Origin of the sequence: Lacrimispora sp. (genome assembly GCF_036758025.1) — a bacterium.
Lineage (GTDB): Bacteria > Bacillota > Clostridia > Lachnospirales > Lachnospiraceae > Lacrimispora.
The window spans coordinates 244,095-270,257 of record NZ_DAIOXM010000002.1; the positions used below are offsets into that span (position 1 = coordinate 244,095).

Here is a 26,163-nt window from a genome sequence, read left to right on the forward strand (position 1 = left end):
CTACCTCCTTAAACCAGATCAGCCCAGTTTGCCGGATAGGTTGCATAAAAAAGCCTGGCTTTGTCCGGAGAACCCCATACCACCTTGGAGCCTGAAGGCACAAAGACCACATCTCCGGCCTTGGCTGTGTAGGTTCTTCCGTCAATAGAAACGGTAAGAGTTCCCTCTATTACATAGTCAATTTCTTCATAAGTCAATTCCCACTCAAAGCTGGAATGGTCGATGACCAGGAATCCGGCACTGATATGGGATTCATCCTTACTGATCAGCTCCTGATAATAAGCTTTTGCGGAAGGATTTCCCGTTTCAAATACATCCATTTTCACGGAATCTCCCCGCACTACCTTTAAGCCGTTTTCATGGCTTTCCGCTTCATAGGGCTTTAAGATATCATTTAACAGGCCCCTTTCCATTAAGACCTTTAACACAGCATAGATCTTTTCGCTGTCCATGCCATCAAAAGCCGGAACAGCCGGAAGGACTTCCTCTTCTTTTTTACAGAACTTGACTCCAAGCGCTTCTGCGGCATCCTTGGCAGACGGTGTAATAATACTTCCGTCTTCTATATAAAATACTTTTTTGCCTTCTGCGTTCAGCGCCTCTATATCCTTTGCACAAACCAACTGCTTCATGCTATCACTCCCTTCTATATAAACTCACAGTCTTCATCAATGATTCCGATTACAACTGCATCTACGGGAACCTCATCACTTCCCAGCATCCGTCTGGCAGAAGAGCCGGTAGAAACGATCACACGGTCTCCGATTCCAGCGCTGATAATGTCTGCCACGATCAAACGCTCTCCTTCCCGTGTGCCTCCGATGATCTCGGCAAGCATGAATTTGTATCCGTTTAAGGATTCTGCTTTTCTGGTTGCCCAGATATTGTCAATCAGTTTTGCCGCTACCATTCCTTTGCTCCTTCCTTTTCTCTCCGCCTGATTTCTTCCATGGCCGCCTCCACAGACGCTGTGTCTCCGAAGATTGCCAGCATGATCATATTCTGGGGACAGCTTCCCCTGATATCTTCCACGGTCACTCCCACAGCCTTTTCCGCCACATCAGCAGCGCAGACCATTTCAATGATCCTGCCCTGGATCAGCCCTATGGCATCAGCATCTTTAATAGGAGAAGAGGTTCCGGAACCCTTTCTTCGGTTTAAAATATCCAGAGTTCCTTTTGACGGTGATTTAATAATCCGGTATTCCATACGTCCACTTCCTTTATGCCATCTCTTCCTGATTACAGGAAAATGCGATTCCAAGAGGGGTTACAAACATGGGATTTAAGGGCTTTCTGGTTCTGATGCCCGTCTGCTTTTCAATGATCTTCTCAATTCCGTCCAGACAGCAGGTTCCGCCTACCAGATAGATTTCATCCACATCGTAATCCTTGATGTGCCGGCTTATAATGGAAGCCACCTTTTCCACCACCGGTTTTAAGACCGGAAGCAGTTCCCTGTGGTTTTTCTCGTTTCTCTTATAGGCTTCCGCTTCGGCAAAAGGCATCTGGTAAGCCCCTGAAACTACCAGGGAAAAATGAGTTCCGCCTGTAGGTTCATCAGCTACATACACCACTTTTCCATCCTTTAAAATGGAAATTCCTGTGGTTCCGCCGCCGATGTCTACAACTGCACCATTTTTTATTTTCAAAACAGCGTTGGCTGCCGTAGGCTCATCCAGAAGAGCAGTGATTTCAAATCCGGCTCCCTGAACCACATTTTTAATGGCTCCGCCGTCTAAGGAATCCGTTCCCGGAGGGATTGCTGCCGAGGCATAAATAAGCTCTGTTCCCAGCTTTTCCTCCAGTTCCTCCTTTAACTCCCGGACAATCCGGATAGCTCCGATGTAGTCTACCACCATTCCGTCACGAACCACGTCCGCATACCGGTAGGCTCCTGCCACCGGCTGGTAATCTTCATCCAGCACCGCCAGTACCACGCACGCTGTTCCCAGATCCACACCTGTATAATAAACAGAGGATTTTTTTGTCACCGGCTTTTTGATTACCGCTTCAAAACGGCTTACCAGCTCATTGCAGCCGTTAAAGGTTATTTCTTCTTTTGACATACAGTTCCTCCATATTCCAGACATATCATCTGTGACAAACGGTTAATAACAGGGTTTAAATTCTCCCCTGAACACTCTGCCTGAAGCTCTCTTGTCTTACAGCGCAGGCGGTGAAGAATCAGAATTTCCTTTCCCTTTGGGGACTGGGCGTGAAAGCCTGTGATCTCAAAGCAGTCTTCTGAGTGGCTTTCAAAACCTTCCTGGTCAAATCCGGTGCAGCCCTGAAATGGTACTCCCGGTTCAGAAAGCCTTCTTTCCAAGTCAAACACCTGCTCTGCCAGCAGCACATTCCGTTCCATCAGCTTTAAGCCTGCCTCTAAAAATTCTGCCTGAAGAGTTTTTCGTTTCAGCAAAGAAAGATTAATTTCCCGGCAGCCTTCATGTTCAGTTCCAGCTTCACTTTCCGGGGTGTTCCGCAGCCTTTTCTTTTTCGGCTCATTGCCGTCATGAATCACCACTTTGTTATCCACCAGAAACTGCCTTGCTCCAGGGGTCAGCCGTATTCCTTCTAAAATATCAAAAGAATCAAATGGCTCTTTGCGGAATATAATCCTTAAATCGTCTTCTGTGATAAACTTCATGGGCAGCCTCCCTTGCACAGCTGACCATAGATCGCTTCAATTTCTTCCAGCTTCGGCTGCCTTGGATTAGTCGCCGTACAGTTATCGGCCAAAGCCTTTTCAGCCATCTCTCTGACAGCCTTTTCATATTCGTCTTTATCTATCCCTAAATCCGTAATGTACTGAGGTATTTTGATCCGGTTCATCATGTTTCTGATGTGGCGGACCAGCCCGTGTACTGTGGCTTTATCCGTTCCCGCTGCAATACCTGCCATGGCCGCTATTTCCCCATACTTTCTGCAGGCTTCCTGTTCGGTCAAGTCTAACAAGCCTGCATTGTAGCTGATGATGTGAGGCAGCAAAATGGCATTGCTTCTTCCGTGGGGAATGTGAAACCTGGCTCCCAGGGCGTGTGCCATGCTGTGACAAAGTCCCAGGCCCGCTCCGTTAAAAGCCAGGCCTGCCAGGCAAGAAGCATTGTGCATATGAGCTCTGGCTTCCATGTCATTTCCGTCTTCCACCGTCTTTGCCAGATATTTCCACACCAGTCTGATGGCCTTTTCTCCGCAGGCATCAGTAAAATCACAAGGCGTTGCCGACACATAGGCTTCCAATGCATGAGTCAGCACATCCATTCCCGTATCAGCCGTGATGCCCGGCGGAACCGAAACCGTAAACCGGGGGTCCAGAAAGGCCGCATCAGGCAGCATGTCATCAGAACGCATAGGATATTTTGCCTGGGCTGCCGGATCCGAGATGACGGAAAAGTTGGTCACTTCACTTCCCGTTCCGCTGGTGGTGGGAACTGCCGCCAGATACAGGCGCTTATTTCCCAGTTTGGTATAAATAAAGCTTGCAGCCTTTGCCGTATCAATGGCAGAGCCGCCGCCCAGGGCGATGATCCCGTCAGGATTAAATTTCTGCATCTGTCCGATTGCTTTTGAAACCACTTCAATGGAAGGGTCCGGCACCACATCGGAAAATACTTCCCAGCTGCTTCCTGTCTCTTTTAAAAGCTCTGTAATCCAGTCCGCTTTTCCCGACTGAACCATAAAGGGGTCACAGATGAGAAACACCCTTTTTGCCGGCAGTTCCTTCAGTCTGTCCAGGCAGGATTCCCCCATATATATCTTGGTTTTCATTACAAATTGCTCCACTTATCATTTCCCTCCTTTCCTTCTGTTCTAAGGGCCTTGATCAGCTCAGCCATGCCGGTTCCCGACACCGGGTCAATGTGATAATAAGGCTCCTCGATTCCGGTCTTTCTCAACTGGCGGATACACCAGTTATCCCTCTCCTGACTGTCCTCTCCGCCTGTGATCACGCCAATAACAGGAACCCGGAAAGCCTTTGCAAAGCCTGGAGGGTAGGTTTCCCGGTTTAAGGTCCGGTCTGTCACCATCAGTACATGGGAGGCGTCCTGAGCAGCCGCAATGATATGCTTGTGCATCCATGGACTTTCCAGATAAACTCCCGGTATATCCAGGGTCTTTTCCCCGTATACCATGTTCTGGGTCTTCCTTGCCGGGCCGCTTTTGCCGTTGATGGCATTGGCCAGTAAGGTCTTGCCGCTGCCGGAAGGGCCGATAATCATGATTCTCTTTTTTCTCATGTCCTTGTTACCGTTGGGACCATATATCCAAGCCCCTGGCCCAAAATATCGCAGACAGCCTTTAAGGCCGTTTCCACACTGTCCACATCTCCTGCAATGATGACCGAACCGGTGAACCGGTCTAAAAAGCCCACCTCCACGTCGGCCGCCTTTGCCGCAATATCCGCAGCAATGATGGAGGTTTCATAGGGAGAAAGGGTGAGAATCCCGATAGCCCCCAGCTCATCAATGCCAAGGCACTCATACACTTCCGGTATGGGTGATGCGATCACATGGGCGATGGTCACCTGTTTTCCCGGTACCGACTCCTCAATGACGCGCTGCATTTCCATCATGATTTCTCCCCCTTCTTAGTGTTTCACTACAGTAACAGGAAATTGATACTCTTTCATCCAGCCTTCGATTCGGTCTAAATCCTCGACACTTAAACTGGGATCCCCTTCTAAGGGATAATCCATCTCCAGCTGGTTGTATTTATTAACTCCCATCTTGTGATAAGGAAGGAGGTCAATTCCTTTAAAGTTCTTCTGATCCTTAAAAGGCATCAGGAACTGGATTACCTGGTCGATCTCTTCCCTGCTGTCGTTGATTCCCTTTAACATGGGCATGCGGACCTTGACGTTAAACCGGCGGTGAAGCAGTTCCCTTAAGTTGGTGAGAATCCGTTCATTGTTAACGCCTGTCAGCTCATTGTGACGGACAGGGTCCATGTGCTTGATATCAAAAAGGAACAGATCCACATATTCTCCAATCTTTAAAATGGTCTCCGTCTTCGTATAACCGCAGGTTTCAATGGCCGTATTGATTCCTTCCTTCTTACAGGCCATCAAAAGGTTTAAAGCCGCCTCAGGCTGGGCAGTCACTTCTCCGCCTCCAAGGGTCACCCCTCCGCCTGAAATATCATAAAATCCGGCATCCTCTTCCACAAACTTCAGCAGTTCTGAAATGGTCTTTAACTCTCCGGCAATGGCCAGGGCGCTGTTGGGACAGATGTTCTGACATTTCATACAGCCGATGCAGTCTTTATCCCGTCTGATTTCGTGTTTTCCCTCAGGGGACATCACGTGGATTCCCACGGGGCACACCTCCTGGCAGGCCCCGCAGTTCACACAGGAATTTTTCTTATACATCACCTGGAACTTCCGCTCCAGCCCTTCCGGGTTGGAGCACCACTTGCACCGGAGAGGACAGCCTTTAAAGAACACCATGGTTCTGATTCCCGGCCCATCATACATATTGTATTTCTGCAAGTTGAAGATAAACGCCTTGCGCTGGATCTCTCCTGTATTTCCATGGTCCATTGTGATTGTTCTTCCTTTCCCTTTAGAAATGGGTCAGCATGGTTCTACTGATGATCTCATCCTGTACATCCTTGCACAATTCTACGAAGAATGCACTGTAACCAGCCACGCGGACAATCAAGTCACGGTACTGCTCCGGATTTTTCTGAGCTTCAATCAGAGTGTCGTTGTCTAAGTAGTTGAACTGCATTTCTCCGTTTCCGAACATGCACGCAGTCCGAAGAAGGGTAATAAGGCTTTCCTCGCCTTCCGGTGTATCCAGCATTCCCGCCATGATCTTAAAGTTGTGGACCATACCGATGTTCATGCTGTCATTGGACATCTTGGATACAGACTTGATAATGGCTGTCGGGCCCTTAAAGTCAGCACCCTGAGATGGGCTGATACCGTCGGAAAGGGGCTGCCATGCATTACGGCCGTTGGCAGAAGCACCTGTCAGCTGTCCGAATGGGGTATTGTTGGAAATGGACAGAGTTCCGTGGCTCAATACAGAATACAGAGTCTTGTACTGTCTGTGCTCAGTCTCTGTGAAATCAACCAGATCAGCAGCAATTAAATCTGCGTAATCATCATCATTTCCGTACTTAGGAGCGTTGAGGCAGTCAGTTCTGATCTGCTCATATCCGATAAAGTCAGCCTTTAATGCCTGGTTCAGCTGCTCCAGAGTGTATTTTTTATCATCAAATACTACTTTTTTAATAGCTGCCATAGAGTCTGCATAGGTTGCAAGACCAGACCAGATTACTCCAGGTCCGAAGTTATACATGGCTCCGCCTGAGGATACGTCTTTTCCTTTTTCCATACAGCCTTCGTACATAATGGACATTAATGGCTTTGGAGCCAGTTCTCTATGTACTCTCTGAGAAATAACAGTAGCTACGCTGGTCCATTTGGTAATGTACTGGATCTGTGCCTTTACTGCTGCTTCAAACTCTTCATACGTCTTAAAACTGCTTAAGTCACCCATATCCGGGCAAACCTGCTTGCCATAAGAAAGAGGAACGCCGTGGTTTAACACAAGCTCAATACAGATGGGCCACTGGGTATAAGCAGTGGAAGTCCACTGATAGAGACGGCCTGATTTCTGAGGCTCTACGCAGCCCATGAGGCAGTAATCCCGGGCATCTTCAATGGAAACGCCCTTTGCCAACATCATCTTAATGTGGGCATCGTCAAAGTGGCAGGCAGGGAATCCCATACCGGAACGCACTACGTCTACGATTTTCTTTAAATATTTCTTCGGAGACTTATTGTGGATACGGCAGGCAAGGGAAGGCTGATAGATCTTCACGTGGCGGACTGCATCCATTAATAAGTAAGTCAGTTCATTGGTGGCATCCTGACCCTTTCTGGTCACACCGCCCACGCACATGTTGACGAAAGGCTGGTAGCCTGCGAAGAACTTGGAACCGCCTTCACTGGTGATCCACATCATTTCAGACATCTTGATCAGCATACAGCCTGCCAGTTCAAATGCCTGATAATCGTTCATACGGCCTGATTCAATGTCATCTTTGTAGAAAGAATACATATACTGATCCACACGTCCGATGGACATACCTGTCTGGTTTTCTTCCACTACCAGAAGGGATTCAATGGTCCATACAGCCTGGATAGCCTCCCAGAAGGTTCTTGGCTTATGGGCAGGAACGTAAGCATTTACTTCAGAAATCTTTAACAGCTCTGCCTTACGCTTTGGATTGGTTTCTTTATCAGCCAGTTCCTTTGCGTACTCAGACATTCTTTTGGCATAGATCATAACGCCTTCTGTGGTATCGATGATGGACTTATAGAAGTAGATCTTTTCGATATCATCAGGATTTTCATATTTTAACTCTTCCAGATGCTCTCTGGCTTCCTGCTGAATATCCAGCATACCCTTCTTCATGAGAATCACGTCATAACCAGGGTTGGAGTCACCGCCGCCGTTTAATGCGTGGTAAGAGCAGTCTGATACAAAGGATTCACCGGACAATTCCCACACGCCGGCTTCACGGTACTGGTCCTCGCAGTATTCATCAATAGACTTGCCATACCAGTATGGGAACAGCTCTTCCTTCATGATCTTCTTATCTTCATCTGAAATATAGAAAGGATCCTGAGGGCGGCTTCCAATGGTATCGATTTCATCTACCATCCATCTCCATGCGATATCCGGAGAAAATGCGCCTGCACGGGGTGCGCCGCAGGGAGCACCTACAATCAGCTCATTGTCCTGGATTACAAGGGGAGCTGTCTCGCAGCAGTAACGGAAGCATTTTGCACGAAGCAGGATCTTTGGCATACCAGGATTTTCTTTGGCAATCTTGGTAATGGCACGTGCACGGTAAGTCGTGATGGAAGGCTGGTGTGTCAGATATTTTTCTTTCAGCTTCTGAAGTCTTGGAGTGATTCCCTCCGGGATTTCTGTGCCGCCTTCACTGCATACAGCTGTGGCTGAGGGTGCTGCATCCTTTTTGTTGATCTCATCAGAAACAGTCTCAAACATCTTCATCAGGGCAGATCTCTCTTCTGGTGTCATGTTCTTGGTCGCTTCTGCAAATTTATTTGAAAATTCACGAATATCCAATATAGTTTCCCTCTCTTTCAATGATTCTCAGTCCAGTCCCCTGGACAAGGTTTCTAAAATCTGTTTCAAAAGGTCTTTTACATCCTGGTCATCTTCCCTGACGAGAGCTTCTCCCGGAGTCCTTAAGAATTCTCCGGCTCCCCGAACTCCGTATCCTGCTTTTCTCAGGTAAATGAAGTTCATAGGAGATACGTTGTCCGCTGTAATTCCTGCTCCTGCCGTAATACTTCCCAAGGTCATGGCAGGAAAGAGATTGGTGGTAGCTCCCATGCTTCCAAGAGTGGCGGGAGTGTTTACCAGAACCCTTCCTACAGGTTTTTTCAATGCGAACTGACGGATTACTTCTTCATCTCCGGAATGGATGACAAGGGTGTGTCCATGGCTTTTCACCAGCAGATCCATGCATTTTTCACAGGCATGGAGCCAGTCACTTTCTATGTAATAGGCCAGAACAGGGCAGAGGAACTCTGTTGCAAAGGGATTCTGGTCAGAAATGTATTTCTGTTGGGAAACCAATACCCTGGCAGAATCAGGAATGTCAAATCCCGCCTGATGAGCCAGCTGCATTGCTGATTTTCCCATGACCTCCATGTCCGCTTTTCCCTTTTCCGGGCAAAGGAAATTCACCAGTTTTTTCTCTTCCTCTTCGTTCATGAAGTAAGCACCATTTCTTATCATCTCGGCTCTCACTTCCTCTGCAATCAGGCCGTCAGCTACCACATACTGCTCTGCCGCAGCTACAACTCCGTGGTCAAAGGTTCTGCTGGCGATGATGTCCTGAACTGCCTGCCTTACATCAGCTGTCCGTTCAATAAAGACCGGGCTGTTTCCCGTTCCTCCGTAGATATAGGGCTTTCCGCTTTCTGCGCCTTCCCGATGCAATTCAGAAACTCCTGTGTTAATGACCATAGCTGCTGCCGGATGGCGGATCAGCTCCAGGACTCCGGACTTTGTCACTGTTTTCAGGCAGCTTATGGCTCCTTCCGGAAGGCCGCATTCCCTTCCCGCTTCTGCCAGCCTGTCAATGAGACGGGCCGTCACCTTAGAGGCTCTCTCATGAGAGGCAATGACAATAGGATTTCCCGACTTTACAGCAGTCAGCACCTGATAAATGGCGGTAGAAACCGGACTGTAGGCCGGAGTCAGGGACACAAGTACGCCCACCGGAACACCGATGTCCATGGTCTTTTCCACAGTATCTTCATGCAGGATTCCCACACACTTCATGGACCTTAACCGTTTAGGCAGAGTGCTGCAGATAAACCGGTTCTTGATGGCCTTATCCTGCTGCCTTCCATATCCGGTCTCTTCTGCAGATAAGGCTGCCAGCCCGTCTGCCATTTCGGCTGCGGCGGCTGCAAGAGCGTCCACCACGGAATCCAGCCTTTCCTGGGAAAATGTAAGCATGGTATCTCTGGCTTCCCGGGCCTCCTCCATTAAAATCCTGGCCTCCTGTATGGAGAGCAGGTCTTTGTCTACAAAACTCATTTACAATTTTCCCTCCATTCGGGATTTTACCGCTCCTGTTACGGTGCAGTTGATAAAGCGTAGCGTCTGGCAATCTTCTCCAAATCCGGATGAGGTCTTGGAATGACAACGGAACTGTAAACCTCAGCTCCCATATCATTTACCGCCTTAACTCCCGCTTCCACTGCAGTCTTGCAGGCTCCTACATCGCCCTGTACCAGAACGGAAATATAGCCTGAAGCTACGTTTTCATAGCCGATCAGTTGCACATCTGCCGCCTTGCACATAGCATCAGCAGCTTCCAGAACAAATACCAGGCCGAAGGTTTCGATTGCGCCTATGGCTTCATATCTTTCCATATATGGTTTTCCTCTCTTTATGCGTCAATATCGTGAACGGATACAATGTCGCCCACTTCCTTGATAGGTCTTGGCATTACATTCTTTGCAGTCAGCTTGCCGATGGCTGCCGCTGCTGCTGCACCCGCCTCCACCGAGGAGCGGACTGCCGCCACATCACCCTTGACCATAATAGTAACCAGGGTGGAGCCTACGTTTTCATAGGAAATCAATTCTACATCTGCCGCCTTAAGCATCTTGTCTGCAGCTTCTAAGGCAGGAACCAGGCCGACAGTTTCCACCAGGCCTAAAGCTTCTTCTCCGTAATATCTCACCTTTGCAAACCTCCTTATTTTTTACTAAGCGCGGTATCTCTTATCCACATATTTATCCACGGTAGCTTTTCCATCTTCGCTGATTTCGAAGTACATGCGAAGCTCCCCGTTTTCGTCCAGGTCATACTTGCATAAGGATACCAGCCCGTTTGCTTCCAGTGACATAACATGGTCCAGATAGCAGGTCTTGTTAAAAGGACGCTCTCCGCCATATATTGGCTTCAATGCCTCCATGATCTGAGCGATGTCTGCATTTTTAACACCGTATAAGTAATTTAAAACTGCCGTTCTTGCAGGTAACAACATGGCCTTATTCCCCTTTCCTAAATAAATCCATTGGATTCATGGTTACCAGGATTGCACCTGCCACGATAATGATGGAGCCGACAATGATTGTAAGGGTCATTGGCTGTCCCAGGAACAAAATAGCAAAGAGCACGCCCCAGAATGCATAGGTTACGTTTAAGGACATACCGATAGCAACACCTACCATAGCATTGGCCTTGTACCAGGTGAGGAAGGATACTGCTGCTCCCAGACCGGAAAGTGCCAGCCAGATAACAGGGGTCACTGCCGTAAGAGTTTCTCCCAGTAATCCCATTCCGCCTACGATAGGAAGGATTACAAATAAACAAACCACACCGGAAATCAGCTGACGCAGATTAACGGTTACTTCAGATTCAAGCATGGCACCGCCGTAAGCAGAAGCTACTCCTTCAAGAGCCCAGCATACTGCTGCAATCAAAGCAAAAATAACACCGAGGGTGAAGTTCTGGGCGCCTTCCGGCTTGGTTATATTGATGATAATGGCTCCCGCCACGCACACCAGCATACCGACCATAACTCTTGGGGTAATTTTCTGTTTCAGGAAAATCCTTCCGAAAACAGCAGCAAATAATGCTGTCAAAGCTGAAATCGGAATGGCATAAGCTCCTGCCAGTGAAATTCCAACCAGATAAGCACCATTTGCAATAGGACCTCCCAGAAGAGAGCCTAAAACGATGATCTTTCCGGGGAAAACATTCAGGCTTCGTCCCAGTTCAGGGAGACGTCCGTCTTTGGCGTTATAGATCGTCAGCCAGATTCCTGCTATCAGATCGTTTAAACCTGTTGAGATATAAGGAACAATAAGAATGCCCGCCATGCCGCCAAAAGCAGCACCTGCCAGCGGTTCATATCCTCCTGCCACCATGGCAAGCACGGTAAATACTCCGTATGTAAAGCCGGAAATAATACCCATTGCAATTCCTATTTTGCGAAATTTTTTATTGACAGCCGCCATTTTTACACTTGCGGATACAGGCGCTGCATTTGCACCTGGGGATACAGTGTTTGTCTGAGCACTCATTCTTTATTCTCCTTTTTTCTCTTTTGGAAGAATAGTCTCTACCTCACCGTGAGGACGCGGGATTACGTGAACGGAAACCAGTTCACCCACTCTCTGAGCTGCAGCAGCGCCTGCGTCAGTAGCTGCCTTCACCGCACCTACGTCACCTCTTACCATAACGGTAACAAGGCCGCCGCCTACCAGCTCTTTTCCCAAGAGGGTAACGTTGGCCGCTTTTACCATTGCATCTGCAGCTTCGATAGAACCAATCAGGCCCTTTGTCTCAATCATTCCCAATGCGTCATACTTCATGTTTTGTTTCCTCCTTAATTGAATACTGCACAAAATTCAGGTTTTTTGCTTCTTAATTTTTTTCTCTACGTTCAGCTGAAACGTTTAGAAGACGCAGAGTCTGTTTAAATCTGACTAAATTTATTTTGATGCCTGCGCTTTTCTATGCATTTAGTATAGCCCCTCCCCTTATAGGGAATGTCAATACATATTTAAACTTTTATTTTTCCTTAAAATTACAAAAAAAACAGGGAAGTTTTTTCCTTCCCTGCTCTCTGTTATTCTCTGTATATGGGTACGATTACCTCTGTTACGAACTTAGCCGGATTCTTGGTAGTCCAGTAATCCACCACGTAGCGCTCAAAGCTTTCCTCTCCGCAGCGGTACCCTCTCTTTTCCACCCAGTCCAGTATCTTTTCATACTCTTCGTCAATGGTTTCATGCTCTCCGATGTGATACACGGAAGCCGCCATAAACCCTCCGTACTCCTGACGGCTTAAGCTGTCCTTACAGGGATGAATGGGTTTTTGTATGATTTTGGCCCGTTTGCACTTTCCCTCCATCTTTTCCTTAAAGGAATCAAACCGCAAAATAACCGCTCCGGTGATCTCATTTTCAGCTGATTCCAGATGATTGGTCCATTCGATGTTGACAATGGATTCCATGTAATTATAAGAAAAATCCTGCTCCATACCACAATAATTGACCGGCTGAACGTATTTTACGGAAACCTCATTTACCTCGTTTTCAAGGACCATCTTGGCTTCCTGTATCAGCTCGTACCACTCCTTAACAGACACATAGCTGTTGTGAATCTGCTGTTCCTGAATGCGAAGCTGGTCAATCTTACTGAGGAAGCTCTGTTCCACATAGTAATACGCATTCCCATCCACCAGCCCCTGCATTTCCTCCAGCTTAAACCCCATCTGCTTGTAATACTTGACGATGGGAACCGTCAGAAGCGTCTTCTCATCATAATACCTGTAATTATTCTCTTCGCAAATCGTATCGGGAGGTATAAGCCCGATCTTGTCATAAAAACGCAATGCTTTCGTTGAAATATTGCAGATTTTACTGACTTCTCCAATTGAATATTTTTTCCCTTCCATGATAACCCCTTATCAATACATTACATGTCCAAATGGCTCCCTATACCCTTTTTATCACGAGAACTTTTTCACTGCCCCGTTAGTATGTTCAGTATAACCCTTACCGTATAGGGGAATGTCAAGATTAATTTATGCAATCTATTGTAAACAAAAAATACCCTGACGGGAACCAGGAGAATCTCTAAAAAAACAGGCCCTCCCTTTAGGCGGAAGGACCTGTGATTTATGATGCAATTATTATCTTACACGTTCAATCATTTCCAGAACTTCTTTCTTAGGTTTAACACCTACAGAAGTGGTCTTAGCTTCCCCATCCTTGAAAATGACAACAGTAGGAATGGTCATGACCCTAAACCGGCTTGCCAGTTCAGGCTGTTCATCCACATTCACCTTGCACACCTTTACATCAGGAAGATTCGCTTCTGCGATTTCATCCAGTACAGGGGCAAACATCTTACAAGGACCGCACCAGGCTGCCCAGAAGTCCACTAAAGTAATGCCGCTGCTGATTTCTTTTTCAAAAGTCTCTGCTGTTAATGCTAATACTGCCATATTGTATTCCTCCTTCTGAATCTGACTTTTCGTATATCTGTCTTTTATAGTTTTATCACAATCTAGATATCTCATAACAACCTTACTGTTATTATAAAAGTTACAGTTATATTTGTCAATATCTTTTTGCTTTTGATTTTACAAAACGTTATGGAATTCTCATGTTTTCTTCCCATAGGGCCTGTTACAATAAATGTTCTATCAGCAGTTCAGACGGAGAAGGTATCACCTCGCTGTTGACCAGTAACCCTTTCTCAACAGTTATTGCCTGTCCTGACTCCATTCCTGCTTTTACAGCCGATACATCACCGGTGAAAACAAAATAAGCTTTACCGCCTATACCATTCCCCAATCTTATTTCAATAGCTTCTAATACCGCTTCTTTCAGAATTGCGTCAGCAGCTATTATAATTGCAGGTGCGGCAAATGATTCTATTATCCCTATTGCCTGAATTCTTTCAGGCATAGTTGCACCGCTTATGGCAGGAAAAATACCTGGGTGAACATTGGGGATTACAATGGAATCCACATAAAAGTCATCCGCTAATTCCACGCCAATCCCAATTGAATTTTCAACCGCATCAACATCACCATGGATGATTGCAATATACTTACCAGGACAGGCAGAACTGGCAGTTACGATTTCCACTGAAGAGGCTTTTACCATTTGATCCGCTACATACATACCACGTGCTATACTGGTAAACTCTATCATACCAATTGCATTTGCCATTTTATTTCCTCCTGATCGCAATATAATTTGGGGTTATCTCTTCGATTGTTCCATCAATACTTGAATGCACATTGGCTCCCAGGGCTCCTTCAGGGATTGCTGCAATCATTTGCCCTGCCAAAACACTGTCATTGACAGCAACGATAGGTTTTGATGGGGCTCCCACATGCTGTACCATGGAAATCCGAACGTATTCCGGTGCCCATTCCATGTCAACCAAAGAAGCACTTTGATCAAAAGCATGAAGTCCTAATTTGTTTATCAGTCTTTTGCTGGGTACGGCTCTGAACTCTCTTACCTTGCGAGGCGTAAAAACATCAGTTTTTCTCTCATAGCGGTGTTTGATCTCATTGAGCCTGCCCATAAAGTACACATTGGCTGATTTAGGGTAAAGGCCTACCGGACATGCAAATAATTCACATACCCCGCACTGGCAGCAAAGCTGTGCCGTTTCCTGCAGAGTTACATCACTGCATCTGTACAGCATGCCTCTCATTGTCATATGAGGTTTTATGCTGTGGCCTAAAAGGTATCTTGGGCATAAGTCGGTACACATTCTGCACTGTTCACAAGTTGCCTGGTTAATCCGCCTCATCTGATCCTCAGTTGCTGATTTCTTCTTTATCAGCGAATGGGTTTTCTTTAAAAGCACATATCCTTTGCTCTTTTTTGTTACATATCCATTGATATCTGAGAGCACATTTCCCATCATAGGACCGCCGTCTATGACTGCGTAATCGTCCAGATTAGCAACACCGCTTTTTTCAAGAACCTGGCGAATAGATATCCCTACAGGTACTTTACAGGTAAACCGTTCCGGCACATCACCTGCAACGGTAATATAGGTCTCAGTGACTGCTTTTCCGCTTATAGAGTTATAGATATTTAATGCGGTTTCTGAATTGATAACCACACATCCCACATCTAATGGCAGACCTCTCTCCGGTACTATACGTCCGGTAACTTCGCAGACAAGCACTTGCTCATCTCCTGCAGGATACATATCCTTCAGCTCTGCTAACTCCATATAGTCTGAAAGTCCCAGTTGAATAATCGTATCTTTCAACTTTGTAATTAATGCTTTATGCTTAAGTTTAACGCCAAGATAGGCTTTAGAAGCACCGACCAGCCGTCCGGCAGTTTCTAAGCCTTTGATTATTTCGGTGGAGTACACATCCATAATCTGTTGATCCACACGCAGTAATGGCTCACATTCCGCTCCATTTAAAATTATGTATTCCGCTTTGGCTTTAAGCTTTACGTGTGTAGGAAACCCCGCTCCCCCGGCCCCTATGATACCCGCATCTTTAATTTGCTGCAAAAGATCCATTCGTCCCCTCCTACTAAATACCGTTTTTCGTCAACTGCATCAAACACCCCATATCTATAAAAATGCCATTACCGCCAAGCACTTTTATAGTTTTCTGATTGTTCAGCAATCTTAAAATACAGCAGCAAGCACTCTAAACGGCTAATTTAGGGAACATTGTACATGGAACTCTTTTATTTGTCAACTTATTCAGAACTAAAAACGGATAATCCTAATGTTTTCAGAAATCTTTCTTTTTCTTCCCGTAATCTGTCTTCATCCCACTGTTCCTCTGAAAAAACTGCTTTTCGTATTCCAGCGCCTTTTTTCCGGTTCTTTCGCCCTGGCAGCTTCCCCTCAGTTTCACTTTTATGTAAAGTGCTTTTAAGACCAGGTCATTGCCACTTCTTATGCCATCTGGAAAGAATCTCTTCCAGGGACTGGGTCATCAGTCTCATAAAAGAACTTCCCCTTTTTTGCTTGTAAAAAAGCTGGGCATAATTTTCAGCCCGTTCCTTTTCCAACGGATGGTAATACCGTTCCGCCCTGCTTTGAAACATCTCCTCCAGTTCTTCATCGTTAAGAGGGTGATACGTTTCTTCAAAGACTACAAAACGTTTCTCAAACCGGGGAGTATGGACCCGTTTGAAATTTTCCGGATAATAGCCCATGGGAAGAACCATCAGAGGCACCACCTGAGGCGGCAGATTGAGAAGCTTGGAAAGTTCCCCGTCACTGACCAGGGTTGAGCCGATGTAGCAGCTTCCGATTCCAAGGCTTTCCGCTGCGATGACCGCACTGTGAGCTGCAATCATAGTATCCTCAAATGCAAGCAAAAGGTCTGCCAGATCAAGCTGGCGAAAACCAATGCCTTCCGCCTCCGCATACTGCTCCACTCCATTTAACCGGCTGTACTTATCCCACTTGTACTGATCCGCCAGGAAAATCAGGAGCACCGGAGCACTGGCAATAAATTTCTGATGATTGCACAATTCTGCAATCTGTTCTTTTCTCTCCTGATCCTCAACCTTCAAAATGGAATAAAGCATCTGGTTGCATGCGGTGGGAGAGCTTATGGCCGCATTTAAGATCACTTCCATATCTTCTTCACGGATGGCCCGTTTATCGAAACGCCGCAGGGACACCCGATCCTTTAATAACTGAATCACACTATTCATTTTTATCACCATCTAAGGGGATCATGAACACCCGCAAAGCCCTGAATGCTTTGCCGCTGCTGAGTCCCCCTCCATAAACGTAACCTCCTGCAACTGCACAGGAAGCGTGGATGTGCACAAAAAGAGGACTGTCTTTATCCGGGTAAATGTCCTCCAAATCCGAATCCATATCTTCAATGGGCATAACTTCCCCAGTCATACTGAGAATTTCAGCTGCCCCGCTGACAGGAGTCTTTCCGCAGCGCAGGGGAAGGTGATTCTGAATGGGAGTGGTAAACACCATATCAATGACGCTTCCTACCGCCCCCATGATATAAACGTTTTTCCAATTGTGGTCCAGGATGAAGTCTGTAATAACGGTTTTGATATCTTCTCCTTTTCCCACTGTAACCTCAAATAAATTATATTTCATCTCACTTTTCACCTTTTCAGTCATATATATTCTCTTTGATTCCCAAAAAGTCCAGAGCGATCCCACACAAGGTCTGCATTCCTGTAGTCAGAGCTTTCCGGTCCACCGTAAATCTGCTGCTGTGAATGGGAGTGAATTCCTTTCCAGGCGTTCTGCATCCGATTCTCACAAACACTCCCGGATACCGGTCCTTAATAAATGCAAAGTCCTCTGCTCCCATGGTGACGATATCCAGCATTTTTACGTGTTCTTCTCCTATGAGCTTTTCCATCACATTTCTGGTCCGCTCCACCCAGTCTTCATCATTATAAAATGGCGGCGGTCCCTCCAGAAGTGCCACCTCAGCCTCTCCCCTTCCAGCCCGTGCCACATGGCTGCATACATCGGTGATCCTTCCGATCAAATACTGCCTGGTTTCTTTTTTCAAGGCCCTTAAAGTTCCCTTCATACGGACTTTATTCGGGATCACGTTAAAGGCATCTCCGTCACTGTGAATGCTGCATATGGAAATGACTGCTGAATCCAAAGCGCTGACCTCTCTTGACACCAGGTTCTGAAGCTGGACTACAATGTCCGAAGCAATGACAATGGGATCTACAGTGGTATAAGGATGGGCTCCATGTCCTCCCTTACCTGTTACAATAACCTCAAACTGGTCGGCGCTGGCAAGCATAACCCCTGATTTCAAGCCAATATCTCCGGCATAAAGGTCAGGCATCACATGGCAGGCCGCCACCCCTTCAATCTTCTCCAGATCAATTTCTTTTGTTTCTAAAAGCAGCTTTGCCCCGCCTAAAGTTTCCTCAGCAGGCTGGAAAAAGAAGTAGAGATTTCCGGAAAAATCCCTTTTATAATTCTTCAGAACCCGCAATGCTCCCAGCAAAACAGCCGTGTGGGCATCGTGGCCGCAGGCGTGCATGGTTCCGTCTTTTTTACTTCTGGGAGCATGGAAAATGTCTTCCTGAACAGGAAGTGCATCCATGTCTCCTCTTAACAAAAAATGATGCTCCGATCCCTCTTTTTCCCCTTTTAAAATTGCCACCATCCCTGTACTTCCGATGGATTTGATCTCATCACAATCAGAATGTTTCAAAAGCTCTTCTCTGATGAGACGGCTGGTATCATGCTCCTCCATCCCCAGTTCCGGGTTTTCATGGATCTGTTTATACACCTGATAAATGGACTCTTCAATTTCTGATATTAATGTTGTTATATTCATTTCCTATCCTCACGTGCAAGAAAAGCGGACTCATAAAGAATCCGCCCTTCACTAAAGTTTCTTATTGTAAATAGTCCGGCAGGATCCAGAAGGAGCTTTCACCCTTCATAAATTCCCTGAACTCTTCTGATTTATATGCTGCAATAACATCCTGAACCCAGGTCTCATCTTTGTGGGGACCATTTACCACAAACTGCATACGGTTGTCAGGAAGGATATCTTCCTGGGACTCTGCTGCCAGAGCTGTTCCGAAATCAATTCCTGCATTGTAAGCGTCAGAACCTCTTAATATAATGTAAGCAAAGTCTGTTCTCACACCAGCGATAGTTCCGCCCTTCATTTCCACAAACTCCAGGTTGTGGGGATTTTCCTTAACATCAGCAGTGGTGTACTGGGTGGGTTCAACACCTTCATTCATGACAATAAATCCAATCTCGCTTAAAAGCTGTAATGAACGGGCTTCATTAGAAGCATCATTTGGAAAAGCGATCTTGTCTCCATCGGCAACGGCTTCAAGAGAATCCTTTGTGCCGCTGTAAATACCTGTAGGCACCGTAGGAATAGCCAGCACCGGAGCCAGCTCTGTTCCCTGGTCCTTGTTAAAGCTTTCCACAAAAGCGGTGTGGGAATCTATGTGCATATCAATTTCATCCTCGCTTAAGGCTATTTCTCTCTGAATGGAGTCTGTAATCTCCACAGGGGTAAAGGTATATCCTATCTTTTCCAGAATCGGGATAATTCCTGCTTCAAAAAGGTCGCTGGTGGCGGTAGGCATGCGTCTGTATTTGATTTCCGGATGATCCTTGGCCCCGCTTGTGGCCCCTGAGGTACCGTCTGTTTCAGCAGCCTGGGCTGCTGTGGTGCCTTCTGCTGTTGTAGTTCCTGCTGTGGTGGTTTCTGCGGCCGTGGATTTTCCGCTGTCAGCAGAGCAGCCGGTTAAGGCAGCTGCAAAAATGGCTCCTGCGGTAATAGTAAGTATTGTTTTTTGTATTCTTTTCATATGTTTTCTCCTCATTTTGAACCTTGATTTTAGATTTATATGTGCCTCAATTTGCGGGCTGCAACGTTACCCAGGGACTGAATCAGCTGAACCAGAACCACCAGAATAATGACGGTCACCGCCATCAAGGGCATGTTAAGCCTTTCATAACCATAAACAAGGGCCAGATTTCCCACGCCTCCGGCGCCGATGGCTCCGGCCATTGCCGTGGCTCCCAAAAGTCCGATGGTGCCTGTTGTCAGGGCCAGCACCAGGGAGGCCCTTGCTTCTGGTATCAAGAAATACCAGATTACCTGAACTGTGCTGGCTCCCATGGTCTGGGCAGCCTCAATGATTCCCGTGTTCACCTCTAACAGGGAGCCTTCAAAAAGCCGGGCCAGATAAGGGGCTACGTGGACGATTAATGGAATCAGAGCCGCCACCGTTCCCACCCTGGTGCCTACCACCGCCTTTGTGAAAGGCATGATCGCAACCATCATGATGATAAAAGGCACGCTCCGCACGATGTTGACGGTTGTGCTGGTAATGAAAAATACAGCATTGTTTTCCAGCAGACCGTCAGGTCTTGTAAGGACCAGGACAATGGCAAGAAGCATTCCCAAAAGGGCTCCTGCCACCAAAGACCAGCCCACCATATATAAGGTCTGGGAAGCCGCAAGGGCTAGGGTGGATCCCGGCACTCTTAAATAACTTTCAATCATACTGCTACCTCCTCAGACTCAAAATTCTCTTTTAAGTATTGTTCCACTTCTCTGATCTGCTCTTTGCTTCCCTTTACCTGAAGCCCGATAATGGTTAACACAGAGCCCTGCATTTCATTGACTGACATAAATAAGGTGTTGATTTCAGCCGTAAACCGTTTTCTCAAGTCAGGGGTAAAGGTATCACAGACATTTCCATTGAGGCACCGGACCCTGAAAATTCTGGAATTTTGCTTCTCTGCCGCCGCTGCCGCGAAAATGGATTCTGGAATGGTCTGATCCACAACCGTGTCCACAAATGCCTTTGTAATGGGCTGTACCGGTCTTGCAAAAACCTCCTTTACATTTCCCATTTCAACCACATAGCCGTCTTCCATCACCGCCACCTTGTTGCATATCTTCTGTACAATATTGATCTGGTGGGTAATGATCATAATGGTAATATTCAGCTCCCGGTTGACCTTCTGCAAAAGGTTTAAGATGGAATCCGTTGTCTTCGGGTCCAGGGCGCTGGTAGGCTCATCGCAGAGCAAAATGCTGGGATTTGTGGTTAAGGCCCTGGCAATGCCAACTCTCTGCTTCTGGCCTCCCGACAACTTCCCGGGATATGTATCTGTCTTATCGGACAGTTCAACGAATTTCAGGATTTCATTGACCCGTCTTTTGATTTCGTCCTTTGGAGTGTGGTTAAGGATCAGGGGCATTGCTACATTTTCAAAGACGGTTTTGGCCTCCAGCAGATTGAACTGCTGGAAGATCATGGAAATGTCCTTTCTGGCTTTTCGCAGGTTTTTTCCCTTTAATTCATTGATCACAACGCCGTTTACGGTCACCCGGCCGGAGGTGGGCCGCTCCAGGGCGTTCACCATCCGGATCAGGGTGGATTTTCCTGCGCCGCTGTAGCCAACTACTCCGAAAATGTCCCCTTTGTCCACGGCTAAGTTTATGTCCTTACAGGCATGTACCTGCATTTTTTTGCTGTTAAAGGTTTTCTCTACGTTTTCAAATTGAATGATCATCGGATCGTCGCCCTTCATAGGTAGATTCAGCGTTTTACGCCGTATTTGTCAATAACTCCCAGCTCTCCCATAAGCTTTTCCAGCTCCAGCAGTTTGCTTCCGCCAAAATCCTGGTAGGGTTTGCGCAGATGGCCGCCCGGAAGCCCCAGGATGTTTAATGCAGCCTTAATGACAATGGGGTTGGAAAATGTGTAAAGAGCCTGAAGAAGGGGGAACCATTTAAAATATTCCGCTCTGCCTTCTTCTATAATATCGAAGGAAGTCCATGGTCTGGAGTAAAGCGCCGCTTCTTCCGGTATGATATTGCCTCCGATATTGGCGGTTCCTGTTCCTCCTACTCCAAGAGTTGGAATGACAATGGAGTATTTAGGGAAGTCGCAGCACATGATCTTTATTTTTCCTTCACAAAGCCTTTGAACCTGAACCAATTGTTCCACGCTGGAGGTGGCCTCTTTATCTACTACGAAGTGAGGATGTTTATCGGATAGGGTTTTTATGGTTTCAGGAGTTACTAAAACTCCAAGTCTTGACGGGTTATTATAAATTCCGCAGGGAATATCAACAGCGCTCATACATTCATCTAAGTGGGCAAGGGCGGCTGACTGGGGAACCAGTACATAAGGCGGTACCGTGAAAATGACACCGTCTGCTCCCTCTGCCTGACAGTATTTTGCAAAGTCCACGCTGGCCTCGGTTGTCAGGGCGGAAGCAGAGAAAAATACCGGAATTCTGCCCTTTGTCATCTTTATGACCTCATGAACGATTTCTTTTTTCTCTTCCAGTGATAAAAGAGTCACCTCACCGGCAGAGCCGAGAACGAAAAGCTGGGAGGTTCCGTACTTGATCTGACGTTCAATCAACGTTTCAAATGCTTTGTAATCAATCTTATTATCCTCTGTAAATGGCGTTGGCATAGCAACCCATGAGCCAGTTAAATTTATCATGTTTTATTCCTCCTGCTTGTGCGAAAAACGTTTTGCTGTATATTAGCATACCATTCCTATAGGTTTTTGTATAATAGATAAAAAATACAACTGGTCATAAAAGCAACTTATAGCCAGAGGTAGAAAAAGCACCAGCGGAAAGTCTGTTCCTTCCGTTGGCGCTTTATTGATATGATGGTCTTTTTTCTATTTTAATAATCTGTAAATCCTATCCAGAACTCACTTTTTCCAGTGGGGTTGTTTCAATTGTCAGTTGATTGCATTTCCATTTGATCGTAGTTTTCCAATAATTTAAACTTTAAAACTTCCTGATTTAATATCTGGGCCTGGGCGGATAGTTCCTCGCTGGAGGATGAGCTTTCCTGGGCTGTTGCGGCATTGGATTGAACCACATCCGACACCCGGGACACTCCTTCCCTGATCTGCTCCATTGCCTGAGCCTGCTCCAGGGAAGCGGCTTGGATTTCTCCGATCACTTGCTCCAAAAGGATGGACTTTTCAGCTATCTCTTTCAGGATTTCTGCCGTCTCATCGGTCTGCTTTCTCCCCTCTGAAACCGCCTCTGCCGTATGCCCGATAAGCAGGGCAGTCTCTTTTGCTGCCTCGGCAGATTTGGCTGATAAACTGCGTACTTCTCCGGCCACCACTGCAAAACCCTGGCCTGCATCTCCGGCACGGGCAGCCTCAACCGCCGCATTTAAAGCAAGAATATTGGTCTGAAATGCAATATCCTCGATGATTTTTGTAATTCCTGATATCTTTTCAGAAAACCGGCTCACTTCCTTCATAGCTGTATTCAGGCTTTCCATGTGCTTATTGCCGTCACTGACCCTTTCCACGGACTGATTTACATAATTAGAAGCAACCTTCACATACTCTGTGTTTTTCATGGCTTTTTCAGAAACGCGTTCAATGGAACCATTTAACCGGTCTACGGTTTCCGCCTGCATGGCTGAGCCGGAGGCAAGAGTCTGGGCAACACCGGAAACCTGGCCTGCTCCGTAGCTGACCTCCTGGGCGGAGGAATGAATATTTAAAATGATATCATTTAGGCGGGAAGCAATCATTTCCATAGAACTGCGTATGCCGTTAAATTCACCGGGGTATTCACAATCGCTTTGAACCGTAAGATTACCGCTGGATATCTCCTGCAAAAAGAAGGAAATGTCATAAATGATATCCCTGTATTTTCCTGCCATTTCATTGACCTTTTCTCCGATTCCCCCTATTTCATCCCTGCGCTTCATTTTAAGCTCAATGTCCAGATTTCCGGCAGACAGCTTGTCAATGGCCTCAACTACCTGACCGATGGGCTTTGTGATCCGGTTGGTGATCCGAAGCATGGCTAAAACTGCAAGGGTCATGGAAACAAGTCCTAAAATGACGGCATTTAATATGGACTGGTTGACACCGGTCATAAATTCTGATTCAGAAGCCGTTACATTTACTGACCAGCCATTGGTATCTTTTACAGGAGCATAGGAACCGAACTTGCTTTCCCCTTTCCACTGGTAAAATTCAAAGCCTGTTTCACCACTAATCATGGCGGACTCCAGCTTTGCAATTTCCCCATATGCAGCCTGATCGGTCTTTGCAGCTTCTATGTTATTTTGCTGTGACAACACCAGAGAAAAATCTTCATGAGCCACTTTTATGCCTTCACGGTTCAGGATGTAGGTGCTTCCCGTATCTCCGATCTTGGTATCCGCAATCATGGTTTCAAAAACAGAATAAGGGAACTCCAGCATAATGACCAGTTCGTCATAGGGATATGCGTATTCAAAGGTTATGGAGTCTTTGTGAATCAAAGGATCTGACAGAGAAGGGGTTCCGCTTTTTGCCTGAAGATATGGGCTGCTTTCTTCGTAAGATTTTCCATTTACAATAGACAGTCCATCGGAGGAAATGATATCAATATTTTTCAGGCCATACTGAGAGCATAAGATTCTTAAAAATATGTTGATGTTACCATCTTTTTGTACATTTCCCTTCATATAAAGAGCGATGGACTCAGATATGATGGAATACTCCTTTAGCTGCTGGGTTATCTTTTCTGATACCAGCTCCGAAGTCTCCTTTAAACTCTTTTCCAGGGACTTTCTTGTAGTTTCATAAGTCAGGTAAATGGAACCTGCGGACAGTACGAATACAATAGAAATGATACACGCCATCGTAAATGTCACCAGTTCTTTTCTTATGCCCTTGCGTTTCCTTTTCATTTTTCGTTATCCTCCGATATCGTGTTTGTGCCTATACTGTTGTAATTTACAGCAGTTCAATGTGTATATCGGTCAATTTTTAGATAACTATATGCACTTTACTAATGTTTTACAATAACTTATCTAATATTTTACAAATAAGGAAAGGACACTGGTGATGTGTCCAGTGTCCTGCTCAAGTTAAGTTCTTAGATTATTGCATTTCTTATCTGATTATGTTATATTATAATTATAAAGAAACAACCGCCCCTCTACAAGGGGTTGGCCTATCAAAGATGTAGAAATTCCATCCTTCAACTGTCCAAAGTTTACAAGGATGGTTTTTCTTTGCCCATTTCTGGAACTTTATACCCTTTTAAGGGTATTGAAAAACCTAATTACTTACGATTATCAACAATAAAAGTAAGCAGTGCGAGTTGCTTATTGATTCTTTTGAAGTGAAGCAATGGCAGCATCATACTTCTTTTTTCTTTCTTGATGCAATTCTAAATTGTATTCAACTGGCTTATCTAAAATTGCATTTCGCAATTGTTCTAAGGCGATTGACCAACCCGTAACATCACGACTTCGATTCGGGAAATCTTCTGGCAATATATTCAGAAATTCTAACTGTGTTCCTTCTTGAAGTTGTATGATTTCAAAACGAACGGTTCCATTTGCTCCCCAGGTGTATGATAAAAGCTTTTCTGATTTAAATGCAGAAATAGGCATATGAATATCTTGTTGTGGCAACTTAAATATCAAATAACCTTGTTTATCTAATTTCCCTACCTCAATATCAGGAAACCACTTATAAATTTTTTCTGTTTGGGTTATATACTCCCATACTCGCTGTGGCATTTCTGGAATCAATAAAATGAACTTTGCATATAATGTTGAGCCTTCAAAGTATAGTTTTTCTTGCATGCGTGTATTCTCCTTATTTATTTTTGTTATTAGACTACCTAAAATATATCATAATAAATGTTCGCTCTACTTTTCTAGGATAATTTGTCATATCAGAACTCATTAAGTTCAATATATTGACTCGTTGACCTAATGTGGGACAAAAACATTTTCCTACAAATTAGCTGGAATAATACCTTCTTTCTGATCTTGATATCAGAGATCATGTTTCCGTCTGCATCATAAGTAAACGATTATTGAATCATTTACTTCCAAGAGGCTCTGTAGGAGTTTGAATGTTTAACAAAGAATTATTTATGCAGCAAAAAGGTTGATACTGACAAATTCTTACTGACTGTATCAACCTCTTTCTTCATCTGCCGTTCATAATATAACCAGGTATTCTTCCATAAAATTCCATTCAGCAAACATGTTGGTTACTTTACATACTTGGAGTATCGTTCCATAAAATTCATGATTTCATCCACATTCAAGATTCCTGTATTATCAAAAAATGTAATTTCTGTCTCATACATATTTTCACTTTTCACAGCAACCATAACTCTGGAATAGATTGACAATGCCCCATTAATCATAATATTGCACTGAACATTCCACTCTGAAAGATTATTCTCCCATAAATCTGCACTATCATTTTTCTCTTGTACCTATTTTCAATTTATTGCAGAGACATTGGTAAATCTTCATCTGCTACTTTTATATTAACCTGTCCATAAGCATAATATAGTACTTCTGTACCTTCAAACTTCACATGAACACAAGATCTATCATACAGGTATACAATCTTTATTTCTGGATATATCTTTGGCTCAATATGATTCTTTATAGCATTACTAACATCTCTTAGTGTCTTTTCATTAATAATTTGACTAATTGGCGTCCCATCCGACAAAACCCCAAAATAAAGTTCTCCGTATTGATGTTTATTTAGAATGGCTACAATTGAAATCATTGCTTCCTTCATTTCTCCTGTAGACTTTTTGAATTCTAGGTT

At 45.4% G+C, this 26,163-nt stretch carries 29 protein-coding genes and 1 pseudogene; all 30 read right to left on the bottom strand.

Annotated elements, in window-relative coordinates; all coding sequences use genetic code 11:
- Positions 1 to 8: 8 nt before the first annotated feature.
- Positions 9 to 632, bottom strand: coding sequence for a cupin domain-containing protein (locus tag V7M78_RS03450; RefSeq protein ID WP_333646454.1), 624 nt, complete (start codon positions 630 to 632; stop codon positions 9 to 11).
- 14 nt (positions 633 to 646) lie between these two features.
- On the bottom strand, positions 647 to 910 hold the full coding sequence (locus tag V7M78_RS03455) for a EutN/CcmL family microcompartment protein (protein WP_333646456.1): 264 nt from the start codon (positions 908 to 910) through the stop codon (positions 647 to 649).
- Positions 904 to 1,209, bottom strand: coding sequence for a BMC domain-containing protein (locus tag V7M78_RS03460; protein ID WP_333646458.1), 306 nt, complete (start codon positions 1,207 to 1,209; stop codon positions 904 to 906). Before V7M78_RS03460 ends, V7M78_RS03455 begins: the two co-directional genes overlap by 7 nt.
- A gap of 13 nt (positions 1,210 to 1,222) precedes the next feature.
- Positions 1,223 to 2,068, bottom strand: coding sequence for an ethanolamine utilization protein EutJ (gene eutJ, locus V7M78_RS03465; protein ID WP_333646460.1), 846 nt, complete (start codon positions 2,066 to 2,068; stop codon positions 1,223 to 1,225).
- Positions 2,050 to 2,649: a hypothetical protein gene (locus V7M78_RS03470; protein ID WP_333646462.1), complete on the bottom strand. Its 600-nt coding sequence runs from the start codon at positions 2,647 to 2,649 to the stop codon at positions 2,050 to 2,052. The genes eutJ and V7M78_RS03470 overlap by 19 nt, the downstream gene beginning before the upstream one ends.
- Positions 2,646 to 3,785 (bottom strand): 1-propanol dehydrogenase PduQ, encoded by a 1,140-nt coding sequence (locus V7M78_RS03475; RefSeq protein ID WP_333646464.1) that lies wholly within the window; start codon positions 3,783 to 3,785, stop codon positions 2,646 to 2,648. The genes V7M78_RS03470 and V7M78_RS03475 overlap by 4 nt, the downstream gene beginning before the upstream one ends.
- Complete coding sequence (locus tag V7M78_RS03480; protein WP_333646466.1) at positions 3,770 to 4,240, bottom strand: EutP/PduV family microcompartment system protein; 471 nt, start codon at positions 4,238 to 4,240, stop codon at positions 3,770 to 3,772. The genes V7M78_RS03475 and V7M78_RS03480 overlap by 16 nt, the downstream gene beginning before the upstream one ends.
- Positions 4,237 to 4,575 (bottom strand): BMC domain-containing protein, encoded by a 339-nt coding sequence (locus V7M78_RS03485; protein WP_333646468.1) that lies wholly within the window; start codon positions 4,573 to 4,575, stop codon positions 4,237 to 4,239. The genes V7M78_RS03480 and V7M78_RS03485 overlap by 4 nt, the downstream gene beginning before the upstream one ends.
- 15 nt (positions 4,576 to 4,590) lie before the next feature.
- Positions 4,591 to 5,541, bottom strand: a complete 951-nt coding sequence (gene cutD, locus V7M78_RS03490; RefSeq protein ID WP_333646470.1) for a choline TMA-lyase-activating enzyme — start codon at positions 5,539 to 5,541, stop codon at positions 4,591 to 4,593.
- A 22-nt stretch (positions 5,542 to 5,563) separates the two neighbouring features.
- Entirely contained in the window at positions 5,564 to 8,110 is a 2,547-nt protein-coding gene (gene cutC / locus V7M78_RS03495; protein ID WP_333646472.1) for a choline trimethylamine-lyase, read from the bottom strand.
- 27 nt (positions 8,111 to 8,137) lie between these two features.
- Positions 8,138 to 9,598 (bottom strand): aldehyde dehydrogenase family protein, encoded by a 1,461-nt coding sequence (locus V7M78_RS03500; RefSeq protein ID WP_333646474.1) that lies wholly within the window; start codon positions 9,596 to 9,598, stop codon positions 8,138 to 8,140.
- Between the two features lie 38 nt (positions 9,599 to 9,636).
- Positions 9,637 to 9,936, bottom strand: coding sequence for a BMC domain-containing protein (locus V7M78_RS03505; RefSeq protein ID WP_333646476.1), 300 nt, complete (start codon positions 9,934 to 9,936; stop codon positions 9,637 to 9,639).
- Positions 9,937 to 9,953: 17 nt separating this feature from the next.
- Positions 9,954 to 10,250 (bottom strand): BMC domain-containing protein, encoded by a 297-nt coding sequence (locus V7M78_RS03510; RefSeq protein ID WP_333646478.1) that lies wholly within the window; start codon positions 10,248 to 10,250, stop codon positions 9,954 to 9,956.
- A 24-nt stretch (positions 10,251 to 10,274) separates the two neighbouring features.
- Positions 10,275 to 10,556, bottom strand: coding sequence for a hypothetical protein (locus V7M78_RS03515; protein WP_333646480.1), 282 nt, complete (start codon positions 10,554 to 10,556; stop codon positions 10,275 to 10,277).
- A gap of 4 nt (positions 10,557 to 10,560) precedes the next feature.
- The gene (locus V7M78_RS03520; protein WP_333646482.1) at positions 10,561 to 11,598 is read right to left on the bottom strand and encodes a DMT family transporter; all 1,038 of its coding nucleotides are present in this window, start codon (positions 11,596 to 11,598) and stop codon (positions 10,561 to 10,563) included.
- 3 nt (positions 11,599 to 11,601) lie between these two features.
- Positions 11,602 to 11,889, bottom strand: coding sequence for an ethanolamine utilization microcompartment protein EutM (gene eutM / locus V7M78_RS03525; protein ID WP_333646484.1), 288 nt, complete (start codon positions 11,887 to 11,889; stop codon positions 11,602 to 11,604).
- 257 nt (positions 11,890 to 12,146) lie between these two features.
- Positions 12,147 to 12,977 carry a MerR family transcriptional regulator gene (locus tag V7M78_RS03530; protein ID WP_333646486.1) on the bottom strand — a complete coding sequence of 277 codons (831 nt, stop codon included), beginning with the start codon at positions 12,975 to 12,977 and terminating at the stop codon, positions 12,147 to 12,149.
- 237 nt (positions 12,978 to 13,214) lie between these two features.
- Positions 13,215 to 13,604 (bottom strand): thioredoxin, encoded by a 390-nt coding sequence (trxA, locus tag V7M78_RS03535; RefSeq protein ID WP_333646488.1) that lies wholly within the window; start codon positions 13,602 to 13,604, stop codon positions 13,215 to 13,217.
- Between the two features lie 109 nt (positions 13,605 to 13,713).
- On the bottom strand, positions 13,714 to 14,262 hold the full coding sequence (locus V7M78_RS03540; protein WP_333646490.1) for a BMC domain-containing protein: 549 nt from the start codon (positions 14,260 to 14,262) through the stop codon (positions 13,714 to 13,716).
- A 1-nt stretch (position 14,263) separates the two neighbouring features.
- Entirely contained in the window at positions 14,264 to 15,592 is a 1,329-nt protein-coding gene (locus tag V7M78_RS03545) for a 4Fe-4S dicluster domain-containing protein (RefSeq protein WP_333646492.1), read from the bottom strand.
- Between the two features lie 374 nt (positions 15,593 to 15,966).
- Positions 15,967 to 16,749 (bottom strand): nitroreductase family protein, encoded by a 783-nt coding sequence (locus V7M78_RS03550; RefSeq protein WP_333646494.1) that lies wholly within the window; start codon positions 16,747 to 16,749, stop codon positions 15,967 to 15,969.
- Positions 16,742 to 17,161 carry a PCC domain-containing protein gene (locus V7M78_RS03555; protein ID WP_333646496.1) on the bottom strand — a complete coding sequence of 140 codons (420 nt, stop codon included), beginning with the start codon at positions 17,159 to 17,161 and terminating at the stop codon, positions 16,742 to 16,744. The genes V7M78_RS03550 and V7M78_RS03555 overlap by 8 nt, the downstream gene beginning before the upstream one ends.
- A gap of 16 nt (positions 17,162 to 17,177) precedes the next feature.
- Entirely contained in the window at positions 17,178 to 18,380 is a 1,203-nt protein-coding gene (locus V7M78_RS03560; protein WP_333646498.1) for a M20 metallopeptidase family protein, read from the bottom strand.
- Between the two features lie 61 nt (positions 18,381 to 18,441).
- Positions 18,442 to 19,380: a MetQ/NlpA family ABC transporter substrate-binding protein gene (locus V7M78_RS03565; RefSeq protein ID WP_333646499.1), complete on the bottom strand. Its 939-nt coding sequence runs from the start codon at positions 19,378 to 19,380 to the stop codon at positions 18,442 to 18,444.
- 35 nt (positions 19,381 to 19,415) lie between these two features.
- Positions 19,416 to 20,081 carry a methionine ABC transporter permease gene (locus V7M78_RS03570; RefSeq protein WP_333646501.1) on the bottom strand — a complete coding sequence of 222 codons (666 nt, stop codon included), beginning with the start codon at positions 20,079 to 20,081 and terminating at the stop codon, positions 19,416 to 19,418.
- The gene (locus tag V7M78_RS03575; protein ID WP_333646503.1) at positions 20,078 to 21,100 is read right to left on the bottom strand and encodes a methionine ABC transporter ATP-binding protein; all 1,023 of its coding nucleotides are present in this window, start codon (positions 21,098 to 21,100) and stop codon (positions 20,078 to 20,080) included. Before V7M78_RS03575 ends, V7M78_RS03570 begins: the two co-directional genes overlap by 4 nt.
- Before the next feature lie 26 nt (positions 21,101 to 21,126).
- Positions 21,127 to 22,044 (bottom strand): dihydrodipicolinate synthase family protein, encoded by a 918-nt coding sequence (locus V7M78_RS03580; protein WP_333646505.1) that lies wholly within the window; start codon positions 22,042 to 22,044, stop codon positions 21,127 to 21,129.
- 242 nt (positions 22,045 to 22,286) lie between these two features.
- Positions 22,287 to 24,263, bottom strand: a complete 1,977-nt coding sequence (locus V7M78_RS03585) for a methyl-accepting chemotaxis protein (RefSeq protein ID WP_333646507.1) — start codon at positions 24,261 to 24,263, stop codon at positions 22,287 to 22,289.
- A gap of 420 nt (positions 24,264 to 24,683) precedes the next feature.
- Positions 24,684 to 25,169 carry an SRPBCC domain-containing protein gene (locus V7M78_RS03590; protein ID WP_333646509.1) on the bottom strand — a complete coding sequence of 162 codons (486 nt, stop codon included), beginning with the start codon at positions 25,167 to 25,169 and terminating at the stop codon, positions 24,684 to 24,686.
- Positions 25,170 to 25,827: 658 nt separating this feature from the next.
- Positions 25,828 to 26,154: pseudogene (locus V7M78_RS03595) on the bottom strand (AlbA family DNA-binding domain-containing protein); the annotation flags it as partial.
- Positions 26,155 to 26,163: the final 9 nt, after the last annotated feature.

Bases quoted from the DNA above. Each gene is read 5' to 3' on its own strand.
- V7M78_RS03450 (WP_333646454.1), bottom strand. From the start codon at position 632: ATGAAGCAGTTGGTTTGTGCAAAGGATATAGAGGCGCTGAACGCAGAA.
- V7M78_RS03455 (WP_333646456.1), bottom strand. From the start codon at position 910: ATGGTAGCGGCAAAACTGATTGACAATATCTGGGCAACCAGAAAAGCA.
- V7M78_RS03460 (WP_333646458.1), bottom strand. From the start codon at position 1,209: ATGGAATACCGGATTATTAAATCACCGTCAAAAGGAACTCTGGATATT.
- eutJ (WP_333646460.1), bottom strand. From the start codon at position 2,068: ATGTCAAAAGAAGAAATAACCTTTAACGGCTGCAATGAGCTGGTAAGC.
- V7M78_RS03470 (WP_333646462.1), bottom strand. From the start codon at position 2,649: ATGAAGTTTATCACAGAAGACGATTTAAGGATTATATTCCGCAAAGAG.
- V7M78_RS03480 (WP_333646466.1), bottom strand. From the start codon at position 4,240: ATGAGAAAAAAGAGAATCATGATTATCGGCCCTTCCGGCAGCGGCAAG.
- V7M78_RS03485 (WP_333646468.1), bottom strand. From the start codon at position 4,575: ATGATGGAAATGCAGCGCGTCATTGAGGAGTCGGTACCGGGAAAACAG.
- cutD (WP_333646470.1), bottom strand. From the start codon at position 5,541: ATGGACCATGGAAATACAGGAGAGATCCAGCGCAAGGCGTTTATCTTC.
- V7M78_RS03500 (WP_333646474.1), bottom strand. From the start codon at position 9,598: ATGAGTTTTGTAGACAAAGACCTGCTCTCCATACAGGAGGCCAGGATT.
- V7M78_RS03505 (WP_333646476.1), bottom strand. From the start codon at position 9,936: ATGGAAAGATATGAAGCCATAGGCGCAATCGAAACCTTCGGCCTGGTA.
- V7M78_RS03515 (WP_333646480.1), bottom strand. From the start codon at position 10,556: ATGTTGTTACCTGCAAGAACGGCAGTTTTAAATTACTTATACGGTGTT.
- V7M78_RS03520 (WP_333646482.1), bottom strand. From the start codon at position 11,598: ATGAGTGCTCAGACAAACACTGTATCCCCAGGTGCAAATGCAGCGCCT.
- eutM (WP_333646484.1), bottom strand. From the start codon at position 11,889: ATGAAGTATGACGCATTGGGAATGATTGAGACAAAGGGCCTGATTGGT.
- V7M78_RS03530 (WP_333646486.1), bottom strand. From the start codon at position 12,977: ATGGAAGGGAAAAAATATTCAATTGGAGAAGTCAGTAAAATCTGCAAT.
- trxA (WP_333646488.1), bottom strand. From the start codon at position 13,604: ATGAGATATCTAGATTGTGATAAAACTATAAAAGACAGATATACGAAA.
- V7M78_RS03540 (WP_333646490.1), bottom strand. From the start codon at position 14,262: ATGGCAAATGCAATTGGTATGATAGAGTTTACCAGTATAGCACGTGGT.
- V7M78_RS03545 (WP_333646492.1), bottom strand. From the start codon at position 15,592: ATGGATCTTTTGCAGCAAATTAAAGATGCGGGTATCATAGGGGCCGGG.
- V7M78_RS03550 (WP_333646494.1), bottom strand. From the start codon at position 16,749: ATGAATAGTGTGATTCAGTTATTAAAGGATCGGGTGTCCCTGCGGCGT.
- V7M78_RS03555 (WP_333646496.1), bottom strand. From the start codon at position 17,161: ATGAAATATAATTTATTTGAGGTTACAGTGGGAAAAGGAGAAGATATC.
- V7M78_RS03560 (WP_333646498.1), bottom strand. From the start codon at position 18,380: ATGAATATAACAACATTAATATCAGAAATTGAAGAGTCCATTTATCAG.
- V7M78_RS03565 (WP_333646499.1), bottom strand. From the start codon at position 19,380: ATGAAAAGAATACAAAAAACAATACTTACTATTACCGCAGGAGCCATT.
- V7M78_RS03570 (WP_333646501.1), bottom strand. From the start codon at position 20,081: ATGATTGAAAGTTATTTAAGAGTGCCGGGATCCACCCTAGCCCTTGCG.
- V7M78_RS03575 (WP_333646503.1), bottom strand. From the start codon at position 21,100: ATGATCATTCAATTTGAAAACGTAGAGAAAACCTTTAACAGCAAAAAA.
- V7M78_RS03580 (WP_333646505.1), bottom strand. From the start codon at position 22,044: ATGATAAATTTAACTGGCTCATGGGTTGCTATGCCAACGCCATTTACA.
- V7M78_RS03585 (WP_333646507.1), bottom strand. From the start codon at position 24,263: ATGAAAAGGAAACGCAAGGGCATAAGAAAAGAACTGGTGACATTTACG.
- V7M78_RS03590 (WP_333646509.1), bottom strand. From the start codon at position 25,169: ATGCAAGAAAAACTATACTTTGAAGGCTCAACATTATATGCAAAGTTC.